The sequence below is a fragment of the Actinokineospora terrae genome, from assembly GCF_900111175.1.
Lineage (GTDB): Bacteria > Actinomycetota > Actinomycetes > Mycobacteriales > Pseudonocardiaceae > Actinokineospora > Actinokineospora terrae.
This window is the reverse complement of the sequence record NZ_FOGI01000007.1, coordinates 56,751-74,046: the sequence shown is the minus strand read 5'-3', so window position 1 is coordinate 74,046 and position 17,296 is coordinate 56,751. Positions and strand designations below refer to the sequence as shown.

The following is a 17,296-nucleotide window of genomic DNA, read 5'->3' as shown; positions in this document are numbered from 1 at the left end:
CTCACCTACAGCCGCATTGGCGCAGCGCGGCCGCCACGGCGTCCAGCGCGGGCTGCGCGGCACCGGGGACCGAGCCGTTGGACATCAGGGCGAACACCAGCAGCCTGCCGTCGGTGTCGAGCACCACCCCGGCCAGCGAGTTCACGCTCGACAGGGTGCCGGTCTTGGCCCGCACCCAGCCCTTGCCCGCCGCGGCGGCCGGACCCTGGTAGCGACCGGCGAGGGTGCCGCTGCCACCCGCGACGGGCAGCGCGCCGAGCAGCGGGCGGAGCTTCGCGGTACGCGGGTCGGCACCGTCCGGCGCGGCGGCGACCTTGAGCACGTCGGCCAGCAGCGCGGCGCTGACCTGGTTCAGGGTCGACAGGCCGCTGCCGTCGTCGAGGGTGACGGTGCTGGTGTCGAACCCGTTGTCCTTGAGGGTCTTGATGGTCGCCGCCGAGCCGCCCTCGAACGACGCCTGCTGACCGGTGGCCTTGGCGACCTCGCGGGCCATCGCCTCGGCGAGCACGTTGTCCGAGCGCTGCAGGACGTTGTCGACCAGCTCGACCACCGGCGCCGAGCGCACCTCGCCGAGCACCTGGGCGTCGGGCTTGGCCTGCGCGGTCGCCTTCGCGGGCACGGTCGCGCCGAGCCGCTTGGCGAACTCCTCGGCCAGCGTGCGGGCCGGGTTGGCCGAGCGCGGGGAGACGGCCTTGGTCGGATCGGCCCGGCCGCCGTCGAGCATCGCGGGCACCATCGGCGCGATGTAGCCACCGGCCACGTCGGCGGGGATCCAGCCCTTGGCGATGCTCTCGCCCGAGTAGCGGTCCAGGTCCAGCAGGACGGTGGTGACCGGCCCCTTGGCCCTGACCTGCTCGACCAGGTCCTCCAGGTGCGCGGCACCGGGGTAGACGGTGTTCTTGCCGACGGGGTACGACGAGAGCGTGGGGTCGCCGCCGCCGATGATGATCACCGTGCCCGGCTTGTCGCCAGCGACGACCTTGGTGGAGAGCTGTGCGGCGTGCGGGAGGGCCAGCAGCGCGGCGGCGCAGGTCAGCAGCTTCGCGGTGGACGCGGGGACCAGCGTGGTGTCGGCGTTCTGGGCGAAGAGGACCTCGCCGTTGGCCGGGTCGACGACGGTGCCGGTCAGCGTGCCCAGGACCGGATCGCTCGCCGGGCCCGCCAGGGCCGCGCGCACCCCGGCGGCCGATGGCGCGGCGTTGTCGGCACCCGGGCCCTTGAGGGTGGGCGTGAACTGCACCGGGCCGGGCGGCGGGGCGATGGTGACCTCGGGCTCGGCGGCCGTGATGCCCAGCTTGGCGCGCAGCTCGGGGATGAACTGGACGGCCGCGGCCGCGCCGAGCACCACGACGACGACCAGCGCCATCGCCACCAGCAGGCCGACCCTCGGCTTGCGGCGCTCGACCTGCTCCTGCGGTTCCTCGGCCGGGTCGAGCCGCTGCGGGGCGGTCTGCCCGTGTTGACCCGCGGGCTGCTGACCCGGGGGTAGCGGCCTGCCGGGCGGTACCGCGGGGCCCGGCGGCACGAGCGGGCCGGGCTGGATGGGCTTGGGCTCCCTGGTGACGGCACCGACCTGGATGACCTGGGTGCGCTCGGCCTGACCCGGCGGCGGCTGCGGTGGCGGCCACGCGCCCGGCCGCTGCCTCCCCGCCTGCCCTGGCTGACCCGGCTGTCCTGACTGACCGTGCTGGCCGGCAGGAGCCTGCTGACCCTGCTGGCTCGGCTGACCGGCAGGAGCGGGCTGCCCCTGCTGGCCCTGCTGATCCGCGTGGCCCTGCTGACCAGCCTGACCCGGCCGACCCTGCTGGCCGGCGGGGCTCTGCGGGCTCGACTGACCCTGCTGACCCTGCTGGCCTGGCTGGCCCTGCTGACCTGGCGATCCCTGCTGGCCGGTGCGGCCGAGCTGACCTGCCTGTCCCGGACCGGGCGGGCCCTGGCGCTGCGGCGGGCGCGGACCACTCAGCGGCCACGGCGGGCCGCCCTGCGGACGGCCCTGCCCCTGGCGACCGGCCGGGAACGCCGCCGTCGCGTCGCCGGAGGGCCGTCGCGCGGGCTGCGTCTTGTCGCCGTCGCGCGCGTCCGGGGCCTGGATCGGCCCGTCGAGGAGCCGCCCGCGGTTGCCCGCGTGCACGGTGACGTCGACATCCGCCGGTTCACTCGAACGTGGAACCGCCGTTCCGGGCGTGTCGCGGACGTGGGTCTCGTCACGTAACGCGGGCCCGCGAGCGCTCCGAGTGGTCGACTCGGGTGGCCCGACGGGGCCGTCGTCATCAACGCTCGGCCACGCGGCGTCGTCGGCAGCGGGCCACGCTGGGTTGTTGTCCGGCACGTCAGGAAGACGTTCGCCCTGTTCATCAGGTTGTCGCCGGGCTCGTTCCCGATCCCGGTCGTGCTCTGATCCCGGCTGCGGCACCCCGCGTCCTCCCCCTGCGCTCCCGGTGAACGTCACACCCGGATCGGTTCGGGCCGGGGCGACACCGTGGTCCACACTAGTGAGGTAGCAGAGGAAGCGAGCAGGAGCGAGGACACGTCAGTGGAGTTCGACGTCACCATCGAGATCCCCAAGGGGAACCGCAACAAGTACGAGATGGACCACGAGACTGGTCGCATCCGGCTCGACCGCACCCTCTTCACCGCCACCCAGTACCCGGCGGACTACGGGTTCGTCGACAACACCCTGGGTGAGGACGGCGACCCGCTCGACGCGTTGGTCCTGGTGCAGGAGCCGACCTTCCCCGGCTGCCTGATCCGCGCCCGCGCCATCGGCATGTTCCGCATGACCGACGAGAAGGGCGGCGACGACAAGGTCCTGTGCGTCCCGTCGCACGACCCGCGCACCGAGCACCTGCGCGACATCCACCACCTGGCCGAGTACCACCGGCTGGAGATCCAGCACTTCTTCGAGGTCTACAAGGACCTCGAGCCGGGCAAGAGCGTCGAGGGCGCGAGCTGGGTGGGTCGCACCGAGGCCGAGGCCGAGATCGAGCGCTCCTACGCGCGGCTCAAGGAGTCCGGCCTGACCCTGCACTGACCGCAGGCAGCCAAGAGCCCCCGCGCACCCCCGGTCGGTGCCGGGGGCTTTCGCTTTCCCGGCCTACTCGCGGACCCAGCGCAGGCGGCCCAGTGCGTCGACCTCGGGGCGGTACTCGGCCGGGTTGGCGCCCTCCAGCCTGGCCGCGGTGCGGTCGAGCAGGTCGACCACGTCGTCGGCGTGGTGCTGCATCGCCGGGTAGCGGTAGACGGCGCCGTCGTGCAGGTAGAGGAAGTTGCCGGACTCGCCCTTGGCGAAGGGCACGTCGCCCTCGCGCCAGTTCGGGTCGGCGCACACCTCGGTGACGGTGGTGCGGATCTCCCGCACGGTCAGCGGCTGGTAGGCGGGCGGGAAGCTGAAGCCGTCCAGGCGGACGCCGTCGTGCCTGCCGAGGGAGACCACGAGGGCGGTGGGCAGCCGGACGCCGAGGTCGCGCTGCAGGCCGATCATCTCGGTGCGGCTGGCCGGGGCGTTCCAGGACGCCGAGGTCGCGGCGGCGTTGTCGACCAGCCACCGTTCGACCCGCTCCCAGGCGACGGTGACCCGCTCGGCCGCCACCGGATCGGGCTCGGCGAGGTTGAGCGGCCCCTCCGGCGGCCTGCACCTGCCGTCGACCGGCGTCGGCGCGGCGCTGGGCCTGCCCGCCGGGTGCTGCTCGATCGCGACACCGAGCGCGAACGCGCCCGCGATCAGCAACCCACCTATGGCGAAGATCGCCACCACCACGCGCACCGATCCACCCCCCGTTGTCCCCCGCCAGGATGACAGAGACCTACACAGCCGGTGCACAGCGCGTTCCTGGTTAACAGTCGAAGCATGGGCGTCATGGACCACCACACCGAAGACCACGACCGGGGACTCGCCTTCGACCTGGCCACCCTGGGCAGACGGCGCCTGTTGACGTTGATGGGCGGTGCGGGTCTGGCAGCGCTCACCGGCTGCGGTACCGACCACACGGGCCACAACATGAGCGCCAGCACTACGACCACGGCGGGCACCGTGGCGCAGTCGCAGGGCGCGGCCGCCGCGTCGGACTGTGGCACCGAGACCCCAGAGGAGACCGGAGGCCCGTACCCGGCCGATGGGACCAACGGGCCGAATGTGTTGACGGAGAGCGGGATCGTCCGCAGCGATATCCGATCCAGCTTCGGTAGCTCTACCACCACGGCCAAGGGCGTTGCTTTGACGGTAGAGCTAACGATCGTCGATACGGCGCAGTCCTGCGCTGCTATCCCAGGCGCGGCGGTCTACCTGTGGCACTGCGACATCAACGGCAACTACTCGATGTACGGCAAGGGCATCGAGAACGAGAACTACCTGCGTGGCGTCCAGGAGAGCGACGCGCAGGGGAAGGTCAAGTTCACGACCATCTTCCCCGCCGCTTACTCCGGCAGGTGGCCGCACATCCACTTCGAGATCTACCCGAGCCTGTCCGAGGCGACCAAGGCAGGCGAGCCACTGAAGACGACACAGTTGGCTCTACCGAAGAACGTTTGCACCACCGTCTACGGAACCGAGGGCTACTCCCAGAGCGTCCGCAACCTCGCCCAGACGTCCCTGGAGCGCGACAACGTCTTCGGTGATGGCTACGAGACCCAACTCGCCACCGTGTCCGGCGACGTGACAGCCGGATACGCGGCAACGCTGACTGTCCGGGTATGACAAACGGCCCCGCACTCTGGTGAGTGCGGGGCCGTTCGGTAGAGCTATCAGTGCATCGCGGCAGCAGGAGCGGCGGCGTTGGCCTCCGCAGCCTCGTCCGCGGCGCGCTGGATGCCGGACTTGTTCACCAGCGGGGTCTCCTTCAGGAACCAGATCAACCCGAAGGCCACCAGCGTGACGATCCCGCCGACCAGGAACACCGTGTCCAGCGAGCTGGCGAAGCCGCTCAGGATCGGCCGGGCGAGCACCGGGTCCAGGGTGTTGAGGAACGCGGTGTTGTTCAGGTCGACACCGGTCCCGCCCGCCAGGCTCTTCGCGAACTCGGGGTTCTGCGCCAGCGCCGCGGTGAAGGCCGCGTCGCCGCGCACCGAGCCGAACGCGTCGCCGATGCGGTCGCCCACCACGCTGAACAGGATGGACAGGAAGACCGCGGTGCCGACGGTGCCGCCGATGGACCGGAAGAAGGTCGCCGACGAGGTCGCCACCCCCATGTCCTTGACCGGCACGTCGTTCTGGATGGCCAGGATCAGCGTCTGCATGCACAGGCCGAGCCCGGCGCCGGTCAGCACCATCACCAGCATGACCTGCCACATCGGGGTGTCCACGCCGACCTGCGAGAACAGCAGCAGGGAGACCGTGGTGGCACCCAGGCCGATGATCGGGAACTTCCGGTACCGGCCGGTCTTGGCGATGATCTGCCCGGACCCCATCGCGGCCACCAGGATGCCGAAGGTCATCGGCAGCGTCATCAGACCCGACTCGGTCGGCGACGCGCCCTTGACGATCTGCAGGTAGAGCGGCAGCGACATCATGGTGCCGAACATGCCGACGCCCATGACGAAGTTGACCACGTTGGTCAACGCGAAGGTCCGGCGGCGGAACAGGCGCAGCGGCAGCAGGGCCGCGTCACCCATGCGCTTCTCGACGAAGACGAACGCGACGAGCCCGATCACGCCGATGGCGTACATGAGGATCGCGCGGCCGGAGTCCCAGCCCCACTCCCGACCCTGCTCGGCGACGATGAGCAGCGGCACCAGGCCGACGGTGAGCGCGATGGCGCCCCAGTAGTCCACCCGCTGCGGGACGCGGCGGTGCGGGACGTTGAGGTAGCGGGCGACCACGATCAGCGCGACGATGCCGATCGGGACGTTGAGCAGGAACACCCAGCGCCAGCCCTCGATACCCGCGAAGGTGTCGAGCCCGGCGAAGGCGCCGCCGACGACCGGACCGGCCACACTGGACAGTCCCCAGACGCCCATGAAGTAGCCCTGGTACTTGCTGCGCTCGCGCGGCGGCACCATGTCGGCGATGATCGCCAGCGCCAGCGACATGAGGCCACCGGCACCGAGGCCCTGGACCGCGCGGTAGGCCGCGAGCTCGTACATCGAGTTGGCGATGCCGGAGAGCACCGAGCCGACCAGGAAGAACGAGATCGCGGTGAGGTACATCGGCTTGCGGCCGAAGATGTCGGACAGCTTGCCGTAGAGCGGGGTGGAGATGGTGGCGGTGATCAGGTAGGCGGTGGTCGCCCACGCCTGGATGGTCTGGCCGTTGAGCTGGTCGGCGATCGTCTTCATGGCCGACGCCATGATGGTCTGGTCGAGCGCGGCGAGCAGCATGCCAAGCATGAGCCCGGAGAGCACGGTCAGGATCTGCCGGTGGCTCAGCTGCCCTGGTGCGGCATCTGAAACCGGTGCTGACATTACTTTCCCCCTTCGGAACGCGCGTGGGTGGCGCATTCGGTGATGAGCGTCGGCAGGTAGTCCGCGTGGTCGGCGAGGAACCGCTCGAACAACCGCACGAAGGTGTCCAGGTCGTCGTGGTCCCAGTGGGCGACCATCTTCGCCAGCGACAGCGCCATCAGGGCGCGCTGGCGCTTGAGCAGGTCGACCCCGGCCCCGGTGACGGCGAGCAGGCTGGCCCGCCCGTCCTCCGGGTCGGCGCGCCGCTCGACGAGGCCGTCCTTGACCAGGGTCGCGACCTGGCGGCTGACCGTGGACGGGTCGGAGTGGATCGCCTCGGCCAGCGCGCTTGAGCGGCTGGGGCCGAGGGCGACGAGGTTCTTGAGCAGCACGATGGCGGACCGGTCCACCCCGGCCTTGCTCATCCGCGCCGCGATGGTGGCCTGCTGCTTGCCGAAGGCGAACAGGACGGTGGCCAGTCGCTGGCCCTGTTCGACCTCTCGCGCGGAGAGTTCGGCGGTGGTGCCGGTGGCCTGTTCGGCCGGTGTGGCCGCGACGGTTTCGGTCACCCGACACCTCCCGAGTTGCTTGCATCATCCAAGTAGTTGGTCGATACAAGCATGCGCTTTTCGGGTGACGGACCGCAACCCAATAACCTGCGACCCCGCTCACACCCCGAACTGCCCGGCGCGCTCGCGCGACACCGGGCGTTCAGCAGGTGTTAGCGCAGGTCAAGACCACCCGGGCATCGGGAACCCGGCGAGCAGTTCGCGCACCTCGGCGGCCACGGCGGCCACCTCGGCGTCGTCACCCGCCGCGATCGCCCGGTCGATCCACTCGGCCAACTGGGGCATGTGCTCCACCCGGAGACCACGCGTGGTGATCGCCGAGGTTCCCAGCCGCACGCCCGAGGGGTCAAACGGTTTCCGGGTGTCGAAGGGCACCGAGTTGTAGTTGAGCTCGATGCCCGCGCGGTCGAGCACCTTGGCCGCGGGCTTGCCCGCGACGCCCTTGCCGGTGAGGTCGATCAGGATCAGGTGGTTGTCCGTGCCGCCGCTGACCAGGTCGAACCCGCGCTCGACCAGGGCATCGGCCAGCGCCTTGGCGTTGGCCACGATGTCGGCGGCGTAGGTGCGGAACTCGGGCTTGGCGGCCTCGCCGAGCGCGACGGCGATCGCGGCCGTGGTGTGATTGTGCGGGCCGCCCTGCAGACCGGGGAAGACGGCCTTGTCCAGCGCCTTGGCGTGCTTGGCGTCGGACATCAGCATCGCCCCGCGCGGGCCCCGCAGCGTCTTGTGCGTGGTGGTCGAGATGATCTCCGCGTGCCCGACCGGCGACGGGTGCGCCCCACCGGCGACCAGGCCCGCGATGTGCGCGATGTCGGCGACCAGCACCGCGCCGACCTCCCTGGCGATCTCGGCGAACCCGGGGAAGTCGATCGTCCTCGGGATGGCCGTGCCACCGCAGAAGATCAGCTTGGGCCGCTCGGCCAGCGCCAGTTCGCGTACCTCGTCCAGGTCGACCCGGCCGGTGTCCTTGCGCACTCCGTACTGCACGGCGCGGAACCACTTACCGGTCGCCGAGACTCCCCAGCCGTGGGTGAGGTGACCGCCCGCGGGTAGCGCCATGCCCATGACCGTGTCGCCCGGCTCTACCAGCGCGAGGTAGATAGCGAGGTTGGCAGGAGAACCGGAGTAGGGCTGGACGTTGGCGTGGTCGACCCCGAACACGGCCTTGGCGCGGTCAACGGCGAGGGTCTCAACGGGGTCGATGAACTGCTGGCCCTCGTAGTACCGCTTGCCCGCGTACCCCTCGGAGTACTTGTTGGTGAGCACGGTGCCAGTGGCTTCCAGCACGGCAGCGGAGACGTAGTTCTCGGACGCGATCAGCCGGACCTTCTCGAACTGCCGTCGGGCCTCCCCCTCGACCAGCGCCGCGACCTCGGCGTCAGCGGCGGCCAGGTGCGGGATACCAGGCTGGTGCATGGTCGTTCCTTCCAGAGCGTGCGGCGACGGGACCGGTGACACCCAGGCGTTCGGTGTCGCACCCGCTCCAGCCGCTCCCCAGTGGTCACTTCCACCCGTACACGCCAGTAACGACTCTGGGTAGCACCCTACCCGTTGCCGACATTTGTTACCGACGAGTAATCTCGCCCGCATGAGCCTGGACTGGGTCGCCGACGCGATGAAGAAGACCGTTCCCTGGGTGACCACCGCAGGCGTGGAGTTCGTCGAGGTCACGCCCACCCGGGTGACCTGTTCCCTCCCCGACCCCGAACCCCACCGCAACCACGTCGGCGGCCCCCACGCCGCCGTCATCTTCGGCCTCGCCGAAACCGCCTCCGGCGCCCTCGCCCTGGCCGCCTTCTCCGCCGAGATGGCCCGCGCGACCCCGCTGGTGGTCCGCTCGGAGATCCACTACCGCAAACTCGCCCTGGGCCCGCTGACCGCCACCGCCGTGCTGACCCGCCCCGCCACCGAGGTCACCGCCGAACTCGACGCGGGCACCCGCCCCGAGTTCACAGTGGACTGCACCATCCACAACGCCGAGGGCACCCCGACCACCGAGATGACCGTCACCTGGACCCTCAAGCCCCACAAGCCCCGGTAACGGACTCAGCTCGGGCGGGTAGGGCGGGGCAGGGCCAGGGCGGCGTCGACGTCGACGTGGGCCTCCGGGTGTTCAGCCCACCACTGGGCGTAGGTCGGGTTGCGGTCGACGATCGAGCGGTAGGCGTGGGCGACGCAGGCGAAGACCTCGTGACGGCGGCTGCCCAGGACGCCGTCCAGGCGGATCACCAGGACGACCGGCAGCCGCAGGATGGCGCCGCGCAGGGGCCGGATCACGAAGCCGGGGCCGCTCAGCGACGCGGGTTGCGCCAGGCACACCGCCCCCGCGGCGGCCAGGGCCATGGCCGTGCGGCCCTCGGTCACGTGGTGGGTGATGCGGGGCGTGAACCCGAGCTTCTCGCAGGCCTCGCGGAAGCCCAGGCGCATCGTGTCCTGGTCGGGCGGGGGGACGACCCAGTCCAGGTCGGCGAGGTCGACCAGGTCGATCTCCTCCTGGGCGGCCAGCGGGCTGTCCGAGCTGAGGGCGACGAACTGCGGTTCCTCGACGATCGTGCGGACCTCGACGTCGCGCAGGGTGCGGTTCTCCATGCCCTCGAAGCGCTCGAAGACGGCGATGTCGGCCTGCTTGGAGGAGATCAGGTCGAGCAGCGCCGGGCCGGACGAGTCGATCTCGGTGCGCAGCTCGGACGTCTTGATCCAGGCGCGCAGCTCGGCGATGAGGGCGCTGGTGAACAGCATCGGGCTGGACGCGACGACCAGCGGCGCCTCGGCCGGGTTCTGGGTGTGCGTGCGCGCGGTGGCCAGCAGCGCCGACATGTCCTCCAGCACGACCCGCGCCGAGCGGACCACGCTGCGGCCGAGTTCGGTGGGGATGCTGCCGTTGGAGCTGCGGCGGAACAGCTCACCGCCGACCAGCCGCTCGATGGAGCGCAGCTGCGCGGTGAGCGCGGGCTGGGTCACGCCGAGGCGGATGGCCGCTTTGGACACGCTGCCCTCCTCGGCGATGGCGCAGATCGCCCGGAGGTGGCGGAGCTCGAGTTCGGCCATAACTGAAGTTGATACCCCGTTCGGATGAGATCAAGCTAGAGCGACGCGGCATATTTCTGATACCGGTTTGCCGCGCGCCGATGTCGGGCGCGCCGGACCGGGGGGCACAACCTCCGGGTCCCGCAGACTCCCGGTGCCCGGCACCGCCCACCCACGGCGTGCCGGGCACCGGTTTCACACTTCCTCGATGCCTGTGGCGTGCCGCCGGGCGAGGTGCTGGTAGACGGTCGCGTTGTGGTCGACCCACACCTTCGAAGTCCCCTCTAGCGGTACCTGCCGCTTCGCCGGTACGCCCATCGCGACCACCTCTGGTGGGATCTGGGTCCCCGGCCCCACCATCGCCCCAGCTGCCACTAAGGCGCGTTCGCCGATGACGGCACCGTCCTGGATGGTCGCGCCGTTGCCGATGAGGGCTTGTGCGCCAATGACGCAGTCGTGCACTACGCACAGGTGGCCGATCGTGGCGTTCTCGCCCACCTCGCAGCCGTTGGCGTTGACGTGGATGACCGTGTTGTCCTGGACGTTGGCACCGGCCCCGATGACAACCGGCCCGAAGTCGGCGCGGATGACCGCCCCGTACCAGACCGAGGCGTCCGCCCCAACCGTCACGTCGCCGATGAGGGTGGCCGTTGGCGCTATCCACGCCGACGGGTCGACCTTGGGGCTCTTGCCCTCGAACGAGTACAACGGCATCGCCCCACACTAATGTCGGGCCGCATGATGCTCGACTCCGGCGGCTACGCCGCGACCGTGACCGAGGCCGCCGACGCGGTCGCCGCAGCCGAGCGGGCCGGGTACGACGGCGCCTGGGTGGCCGAGACGCAGATCGACCCGTTCGTGGGACTCGCCGTCGCCGCGGGCCGGACGGAGCGGGTCGAGCTGGTCACCGGCATCGCGGTGGCCTTCGCGCGCAACCCGATGACGGTGGCGGTCCAGGCGAACGACCTGCAGCTGCTCTCCGGCGGCCGGTTCGTGCTGGGGCTGGGGTCGCAGATCAAGCCGCACATCACCAAGCGGTTCGGGATGCCGTGGTCGGCGCCTGCCGCGCGCATGCGGGAGTTCGTGCTCGCCGTTCGCGCTATCTGGTCCGCGTTCGAGACCGGTGAGCGTTTGCGCTTCCTCGGCGAGTTCTACACGCACACGCTGATGACGCCGTTCTTCAATCCTGGGCCTAACCCGCACGGCAACCCCAAGGTCTATCTCGCCGCGGTCGGCGAGCGGATGACCGAGGTCGCCGGTGAGGTCGCAGACGGAATGCTGTGCCACGGTTTCTCCACCGAGCGCTACCTGCGCGAGGTGACACTGCCTGCGTTGGAGTGCGGCTTGGCGAAGGTAGGTAAGACGCTCGACGGCTTCGACATCAGCGGGCCGAGTTTCGTCGCTAGCGGTTCGACCGATGAGGAACTGGCTACCGCGATCGCCGAAGTGCGTAGGCAGATCGCGTTCTACGGCTCCACCCCGGCCTACCGCGGCGTCTTGGAACTCCACGGCTGGGGCGCCCTCCAGGACGACCTCAACGCGTTGTCCAAACGCGGCCAGTGGGACGAGATGAACGCTCTTGTCGACGACGAGGTCCTGAACACCTTCGCAGTCGTAGGCGACCCGAAGTCCGCGGCCGCGGAGATCAAGCGCCGCTACGGCGACGTCGCCACCAGGCTGACGGTGACGCCGCCGGTCGCGGCAGCCCTACGCGACGCGGATTAGAGCGGCGCCCGCCAGCACGAAGAACACGAGCACGACCAACGTGCCCGAGGTTCCCCCCTTGCCGCTCGTGACGACCTGGTCGACGGCACCGGTCAGCTGGATGCCGCAGTGCGCGGTGACGATGTGCCGACCGGGCACGATCTTGGGGAACTCCACGCGCGCCGTGAACACACCGCCGGAGTCGGACACAGCGGTGCCGACCTGCTCGCCGCCGGAGGTCAGGATGACCGTCTGGCTCGGCGTGCAGCCCGCGCCCTTGGCGGAGAGCGGGTCGCCGGGGCGGACGCTCTTGCGGTCGAGCTTCAGGCCACCGTCAACGGGCTTCTCGTCGACGATGGGGGTCGTCGTTGTCGTAGGCGGCTCGGTGGTCGTCGTAGTGTCCGAAGTGGTCGACGTCGTGTCGGTTGTCGTCACACCAGGCGTGGTGGTTGTTGTTGTCGGCCCGGTTGTCGTTGTGGTGACCGTCGGACGTGACGTAGTCGTTGTGACCGGCGGGATGGTGGTGGTCACAGGTGGGACGGTCGTGGTCGTCGGCTTGGTCGTGGGGGGCGTGGTCGTCGTCGTGGTCGGGACCGTGACGGTGAACCGCGTGATCCCCTGCTCGCCGTCGCCGTTGCAGGTGCCGGTGATGGAGTAGGTCGTCGGCTTCGCCGACCTCGGCACGACCACGGAGAACGAGCCGGAGATATTGCCATTCGTTACCACAGTGGGGATCGTGGTGAGCGACGTGGCGAACGTGAGGGTGCGGCACAGGCCCATGACGCCGAGGCTCCACGAGATCGTGAAAGTGCTGCCCGCGGGGCCGGAGGTCGGGCTGATGCTCAGCGACACCGCTGGTGGCGGGACCGCGGCGGATGAGAGCGGTGCCAACGCGACCAAAAGCGCCGCCGCGGCAACGGTGATGCTCGCTAAGCGTCCAACACTGCGCACAGCTCGTACCCCTGTCCATGTCCCTGATCTCGTGGAACACCCCGGCCCGAACCCGGACCGCTGTAGCATTCCGCCCCGATCAGCCCTGCCTCAACCGGGAGTCTTCCCATGGGACGTCTCATCGCCGCCGCGGTTGCTCTCGTGACGGTAGCCCTGCTGTTTGGTGCAACACCTGCGGCAGCGCAGGATTCGGACGTCCCGTTGACGGTGACGGTCACTCTGGACGGTCAGGACATCACCGACCGTACGGTGCGACTGGACCCGGCCAAGGCCGCCGAAGTTTCGGTAACAGCCGTTAACCGCGGTAAGAGCGTGCAGAAGGTCCGCCTGGTGCGGCTCTCCGGTGTCGCGCTAGCGCTGACGTTCTTCGCCTACGACACGACGCTGCCGTTCGAGGTGCAGCCGGGCAGCCGGGTCACCCGGACGTTCCCGCTCGACGTGCGCGACCTCGACGGCCAGGCGATCGGGCTGCTGCCGACATCGGTGGAGCTGCTGTCGGACGACCGCGTGGTGCTCGGCAGCGCGGAGACGGTCGCGGACGTGCGCGGCACGGTGTGGTCGGTGTACGGGGTGTTCGGCCTGGTGATGCTGCTGCTGACGGCGGCGATCTGGGCGACCGTGCTGGTCGCGCTGGCCAGGCACAAGCTCTCGCCGAACCGGATCAGGCGGGCGCTGCGGTTCCTGCCCGCGGGCATCGGCACCGGGATCGTGGCGGTCGTGTCGCTGTCGGTGCTGCGGCTGGTCCCGCCGGACCCGCTGATCGAGATCCCGATCGTGTTCGGCGCGTCGGCGATCGCCATGGTGCTCGGGTTCCTCACCCCGCACCCGGTCGCGCCCGCGTCGGACGGCGACCTGACGGTGGCGCTACCGCCCGCCGTTGACCCTGGCGCCGTCACCCAGGGCGTCACGGATCACTACACCCAGCCGAACACCAAGAGGTGGCCTGGATGAGCAACCCGGCGGCACTCGCCACCGCGCTCCCGCAGTACGAGGTCGGGGTCAAGATCGGCTCCGGCGGGATGGGCGTGGTGTTCGAGGGCACCCACCGCTCGCTCGGCCGCGCGGTGGCCATCAAGGTGCTGCCCGCGGACCTGGTCGGGGACCCGTCGGTCAACGCCAGGTTCGACCGCGAGGCGCGGGTGCTGGCCAGCCTGGACCACCCGCACATCGTCCCGGTGTACGACTACGTGCAGACCGGCGCGGACAACCTGCTGGTGATGGAGAAGCTCGACGGCGGCACTGTCTACGACAGGTTCCACGGAGCGGGGCTGACCGGTGAGCAGTCGTGCGCGATAGTGCTGGCGATGCTCGGTGGGCTGCACGCGGCGCATAAGGCCGGGGTGCTGCACCTGGACGTTAAGCCTAAGAACCTGCTGTTTACGTCGGCAGGCGTGCTCAAGGTCGTGGACTTCGGTATCGCCCAGGTGGTCAGCGAGGGCGCGACGATGATGACGCACGCGGGCGAGGTGCTCGGTACCCCTGCCTACATCGCACCGGAACAAGCGATGGGCAACGCTCTTACACCGGCCGCGGACATCTACTCGTCTGGGACGGTCCTCTACGAACTGCTGTGCGGAGAACTGCCGTACGACCGAACGCGCGGCGCGGTGAGCATGATGCGCCAACGCATCTTCAACGACCCGGCGCCGATCCCGCGGGTGCCCGCGCCCCTGGCCACGGTCGTCATGCGCAGCATCGCCCGCGACCCCGAGCACCGCTACCGCGACGTCGAGGCGTTCGCCACCGACCTCAGCTCCGCCGCCACCGCCGTCTTCGGCGCCGGCTGGCTCGAACGCTCCGGCGTTCCGGTCCACCTGGCCCCCCGCATCACCGGCGCGATCTCCCAACAACTGAGCCGCCAACCAGACGCACTTACCGTCGTCACACCCCCCATCCGCGGCATGACAGCGGAACCGACCCGCACCATGGGCGACTTCCGCGGCAAGGAACTCCGCCCCGCCAGCGAACTCATGTCCCGCCGCGGTCCGTCACCCCTGTGGCCCGCTCTGGTGGCAACGGCGGCTCTTATCGCGTTGGTAGTGCTGCCGTTCTTGTCCCCGGCAACCCTGAACCACCCGCCGTCAGCTCTATTGGTGAACGGCCAACCCGCGAACACGACGGTCGAAGTCGACCTGAGCAAGCAGATCACCGTCGCGGGCCACGCTACCGCAGCCGTGGAACTCCGCTTCGATCTCCGCGCCGCCGACGTCCTGCTCGGCCGCGTCCGCAAGGTCATCGCACCAACGCCCGAGGGAACGTTCGAGACCACCTTCAAACCCGAAGCCCTCATGCGCTGGCTAGCAGGCGGCGCCGTAACCGCCGAAATAACCCTCGGCGACGCGGACCCGGAAACCTTCACCCTCCGCTCCGCCGCCCACCCCATGGCCACCATCATGGGCGCGGGCAGCCTCCTGCTCTCCCTCTTCGCCCTGGCCAACATAGAAGCCCAGATGCGCGCCCTCCGCCGAGGCCACCGCCGCCCCGCCGCCCCTTACGTGGCGGGCTTCCTCGGCCTGCTCTTCGGCCTCACCTTCTGGCTCTTCATCACCGCCATCACAACCCACGAACCCTCCCAACCCCACGCCATAGCCACCGCCCTAGCAGGCGCTGTCGCAGCCTCGGCCTTCGTCCTCGCCACAGCCTGGTCCGCCCGCCGATCCCGCGCTTAGCCACGATTACACGGCTAATTGGAGAGTGAAATTTTCAGGACTGCCTGAAATTTTCACGAAGAACCCGCCGAAGCCTATCCAAGTCGAGGGGATAGGCTGTCGATCGATCATTCAGTCCTGCCACGAGAACTCGCGGCGGGAGCTTCCCGCCGCGTTGGGGAAATCCCATGGTTAGGAGGAATGAGTGGTCGACGGACAGCGAAGACGAGTCCGTGCGCGCCGGGAGCGCCCAAGGTTGCAGCCTTGGACGCTCCTTGGCATCGCGATCCGGGTGTTGCTGTGGTTCTGGACTGACGACTAGTACCCACAGGCGACCCGTCGGGGCCGGGTGGGATTCCCACCCGGCCCTCGTCAGCTGTACTCAAAATGACGCACTAGCGGGACGATATCAGTCGCTCATATCGGTAGCGCGATCACCTGGGCATATCAGCAAGGGCTGATATCGGGGCTAATTTGAGCCGTTGCGGGTGAGGAGTAGGGGGATTTCGGAGACGCAGGACAGGAGGTGGGTGTGGCGTTCCTGGCCTAGGATTTCGGCGTCCTGGGAGCCGGTGAGGACGCCGATTACGTACTGGGCTGAGGCGTTCGTGCCCGCTCTGAGGTCCAGCACCGTGTCGCCTGCGGTGAGGACTCGGGTGGTGGAGTGGACGCCGGTGAGTTCCATGGCTCGGAAGATCATGTACGGGGCCGGGCGGCCGGTGGCTACCTCGTCGGCGGTGACTAGGGCGTCGATGCAGCCGCCGATTTTCCAGCCGAGGTGGGTCAAGAGGTCTTCGGCGACGTCGCGGGAGAAGCCGGTTGTCAGGGCTACCTTGATGCCGCGGGCACGGAGTTCGGTAAGAGCGGATTCGACGCCCGGTAGCGCGGTGGGGGGTTCGGCTTCGTAGGCGGCGGCGAGGCGGGTGCGGAAGTCGTCGAAGACCGTGTCGACCTCGGCGGGGGCGCCCGCGAGCAGGGCGGCGATCGCTTCGCGCTTGTCGGCGCCCATCCAGCGCTGGATGTCGGCGGCGGGCACGGGCGAGCCGGACGCGGCGGCGACGGCGTCGGCGAGCGCGCGGTAGACGGCGCCGCCTTCCTGGACGGTGGTGCCCGCCATGTCGAGGGCCACCAGGTCGATGCTCACGAGGTCTCCTTGAGGATGTGCGGGCTGACCCGGCCCGCCTGCACGTTGTCGATGGTGAAGGTCACCAGGTCGGGTCGGTACCGGTCGTCGGCGTACTCCACCCGCGCGCCGGTGGCGTCGGTTGCTCGGCGGCGCTCACGCAGCAACGGTGCGCCGACAGGGATCGACAGCAGCTCCGCGTCGGTCTCGTTCGCACCGATTGCATCGATGGTGTGCCGGGCGGCGCGCAGGTCGATGCCGCGGTCGAGCAGGTGGGCGTAGATCGACCCGCCGTCCGGGTCGAAGTCGAACAGCAGCCGCCCGACCGGTTCGATGAAGCTGCTGCGTTCCAGCATGGTCGGGATGCCGTCGAGCAGCCGCAGCCGCAGCACCTCGATGACCGGGGTGCCCTCGTCGACCCCGAGCACGTCCGCGGCCACCTGGCTGGCCCCGCGCCGGGCGACCTCGACGGTGCGCTGCCCCGGTTCCCGCCCCATCTCGCGCGCCCAGCGGGTGAACGACAGGAACGTCTCGAACGGCTGCGCCACCGCCGCCTGGCGCACCACCGGCGGCTTGCCCTGGCCGCCGCCGATGAGCCCCTCGTTGCGCAACGCGGCCAGCGCCTGTCGCACCGTTCCGCGCGAGGCACCGAACTCCTCGCACAACTGGGCCTCGGACGGCAACGCGGCGCCGACAGCGAGCTGACCGCGGCTGATCCGGCCACGCAGCGAGTCGGCCACCCTGTGGTGCAGCGGCTGGGTCACAGACTTGACCATACGAGTCACCCACCACCCGCTGTCAAGTCGGCGCGCCATCCGGCTTGAGCTGGATGAACAACGTGGAAACTTGTCCAAACAAGTGCCGCGAAGGTCTTGCGATCACCCACCGCCCGGCCGCAC

The 17,296-nt window shown here is 69.8% G+C and carries 17 protein-coding genes and 1 riboswitch; of the genes, 7 read left to right on the top strand and 10 right to left on the bottom strand.

Annotated features, from left to right (window positions below; genetic code table 11):
• Nucleotide 1: 1 nt before the first annotated feature.
• The gene (gene dacB / locus BMY07_RS16795) at nucleotides 2–1,525 is read right to left on the bottom strand and encodes a D-alanyl-D-alanine carboxypeptidase/D-alanyl-D-alanine endopeptidase (RefSeq protein ID WP_092779282.1); all 1,524 of its coding nucleotides are present in this window, start codon (nucleotides 1,523–1,525) and stop codon (nucleotides 2–4) included.
• 159 nt (nucleotides 1,526–1,684) lie between these two features.
• Between dacB and BMY07_RS16790 the strand changes: the two genes are divergently transcribed.
• On the top strand, nucleotides 1,685–2,212 hold the full coding sequence (locus BMY07_RS16790) for a hypothetical protein (protein ID WP_092779280.1): 528 nt from the start codon (nucleotides 1,685–1,687) through the stop codon (nucleotides 2,210–2,212).
• 321 nt (nucleotides 2,213–2,533) lie between these two features.
• Complete coding sequence (locus BMY07_RS16785; protein WP_092779278.1) at nucleotides 2,534–3,031, top strand: inorganic diphosphatase; 498 nt, start codon at nucleotides 2,534–2,536, stop codon at nucleotides 3,029–3,031.
• Between the two features lie 63 nt (nucleotides 3,032–3,094).
• Here BMY07_RS16785 and BMY07_RS16780 read toward each other — a convergent pair whose 3' ends face one another.
• Nucleotides 3,095–3,763: an SMI1/KNR4 family protein gene (locus BMY07_RS16780; protein WP_143073524.1), complete on the bottom strand. Its 669-nt coding sequence runs from the start codon at nucleotides 3,761–3,763 to the stop codon at nucleotides 3,095–3,097.
• Between the two features lie 84 nt (nucleotides 3,764–3,847).
• Between BMY07_RS16780 and BMY07_RS16775 the strand changes: the two genes are divergently transcribed.
• Nucleotides 3,848–4,693, top strand: a complete 846-nt coding sequence (locus BMY07_RS16775) for an intradiol ring-cleavage dioxygenase (RefSeq protein ID WP_245782449.1) — start codon at nucleotides 3,848–3,850, stop codon at nucleotides 4,691–4,693.
• A gap of 47 nt (nucleotides 4,694–4,740) precedes the next feature.
• Here BMY07_RS16775 and BMY07_RS16770 read toward each other — a convergent pair whose 3' ends face one another.
• From BMY07_RS16770 to BMY07_RS16760, 3 genes are all read right to left on the bottom strand, one after another.
• Entirely contained in the window at nucleotides 4,741–6,396 is a 1,656-nt protein-coding gene (locus tag BMY07_RS16770) for an MDR family MFS transporter (protein ID WP_092779274.1), read from the bottom strand.
• Nucleotides 6,396–6,944, bottom strand: a complete 549-nt coding sequence (locus BMY07_RS16765; RefSeq protein WP_245782448.1) for a MarR family winged helix-turn-helix transcriptional regulator — start codon at nucleotides 6,942–6,944, stop codon at nucleotides 6,396–6,398. The genes BMY07_RS16770 and BMY07_RS16765 overlap by 1 nt, the downstream gene beginning before the upstream one ends.
• A gap of 162 nt (nucleotides 6,945–7,106) precedes the next feature.
• Entirely contained in the window at nucleotides 7,107–8,360 is a 1,254-nt protein-coding gene (locus BMY07_RS16760) for a serine hydroxymethyltransferase (RefSeq protein WP_092779272.1), read from the bottom strand.
• A gap of 33 nt (nucleotides 8,361–8,393) precedes the next feature.
• A riboswitch (ZMP/ZTP riboswitch) is annotated at nucleotides 8,394–8,482 on the bottom strand.
• A gap of 50 nt (nucleotides 8,483–8,532) precedes the next feature.
• Between BMY07_RS16760 and BMY07_RS16755 the strand changes: the two genes are divergently transcribed.
• Nucleotides 8,533–8,985: a DUF4442 domain-containing protein gene (locus BMY07_RS16755; RefSeq protein WP_092779270.1), complete on the top strand. Its 453-nt coding sequence runs from the start codon at nucleotides 8,533–8,535 to the stop codon at nucleotides 8,983–8,985.
• Between the two features lie 5 nt (nucleotides 8,986–8,990).
• On the opposite strand, the gene BMY07_RS16750 is transcribed toward BMY07_RS16755, so the two are convergent.
• Both BMY07_RS16750 and BMY07_RS16745 read right to left on the bottom strand, forming a co-directional pair.
• Complete coding sequence (locus BMY07_RS16750; protein WP_092779268.1) at nucleotides 8,991–9,992, bottom strand: LysR family transcriptional regulator; 1,002 nt, start codon at nucleotides 9,990–9,992, stop codon at nucleotides 8,991–8,993.
• A gap of 174 nt (nucleotides 9,993–10,166) precedes the next feature.
• Nucleotides 10,167–10,685, bottom strand: a complete 519-nt coding sequence (locus BMY07_RS16745) for a gamma carbonic anhydrase family protein (protein WP_092779266.1) — start codon at nucleotides 10,683–10,685, stop codon at nucleotides 10,167–10,169.
• Between the two features lie 24 nt (nucleotides 10,686–10,709).
• Between BMY07_RS16745 and BMY07_RS16740 the strand changes: the two genes are divergently transcribed.
• Nucleotides 10,710–11,696, top strand: coding sequence for an LLM class F420-dependent oxidoreductase (locus BMY07_RS16740; RefSeq protein ID WP_092779972.1), 987 nt, complete (start codon nucleotides 10,710–10,712; stop codon nucleotides 11,694–11,696).
• On the opposite strand, the gene BMY07_RS35425 is transcribed toward BMY07_RS16740, so the two are convergent.
• On the bottom strand, nucleotides 11,679–12,626 hold the full coding sequence (locus tag BMY07_RS35425; protein WP_245782447.1) for a hypothetical protein: 948 nt from the start codon (nucleotides 12,624–12,626) through the stop codon (nucleotides 11,679–11,681). The genes BMY07_RS16740 and BMY07_RS35425 overlap by 18 nt on opposite strands.
• 108 nt (nucleotides 12,627–12,734) lie before the next feature.
• On the opposite strand from BMY07_RS35425, the gene BMY07_RS16725 reads away from it, so the two are divergent.
• A complete protein-coding gene (locus BMY07_RS16725) occupies nucleotides 12,735–13,577 on the top strand; it encodes a hypothetical protein (protein ID WP_245782446.1) in 843 nt (280 codons plus the stop codon).
• Entirely contained in the window at nucleotides 13,574–15,295 is a 1,722-nt protein-coding gene (locus tag BMY07_RS16720; protein WP_092779264.1) for a serine/threonine-protein kinase, read from the top strand. The genes BMY07_RS16725 and BMY07_RS16720 overlap by 4 nt, the downstream gene beginning before the upstream one ends.
• Before the next feature lie 448 nt (nucleotides 15,296–15,743).
• On the opposite strand, the gene BMY07_RS16715 is transcribed toward BMY07_RS16720, so the two are convergent.
• Nucleotides 15,744–16,418: a phosphonatase-like hydrolase gene (locus tag BMY07_RS16715; RefSeq protein ID WP_092779262.1), complete on the bottom strand. Its 675-nt coding sequence runs from the start codon at nucleotides 16,416–16,418 to the stop codon at nucleotides 15,744–15,746.
• Nucleotides 16,415–17,161, bottom strand: a complete 747-nt coding sequence (locus tag BMY07_RS16710) for a GntR family transcriptional regulator (protein WP_245782445.1) — start codon at nucleotides 17,159–17,161, stop codon at nucleotides 16,415–16,417. Before BMY07_RS16710 ends, BMY07_RS16715 begins: the two co-directional genes overlap by 4 nt.
• Nucleotides 17,162–17,296: the final 135 nt, after the last annotated feature.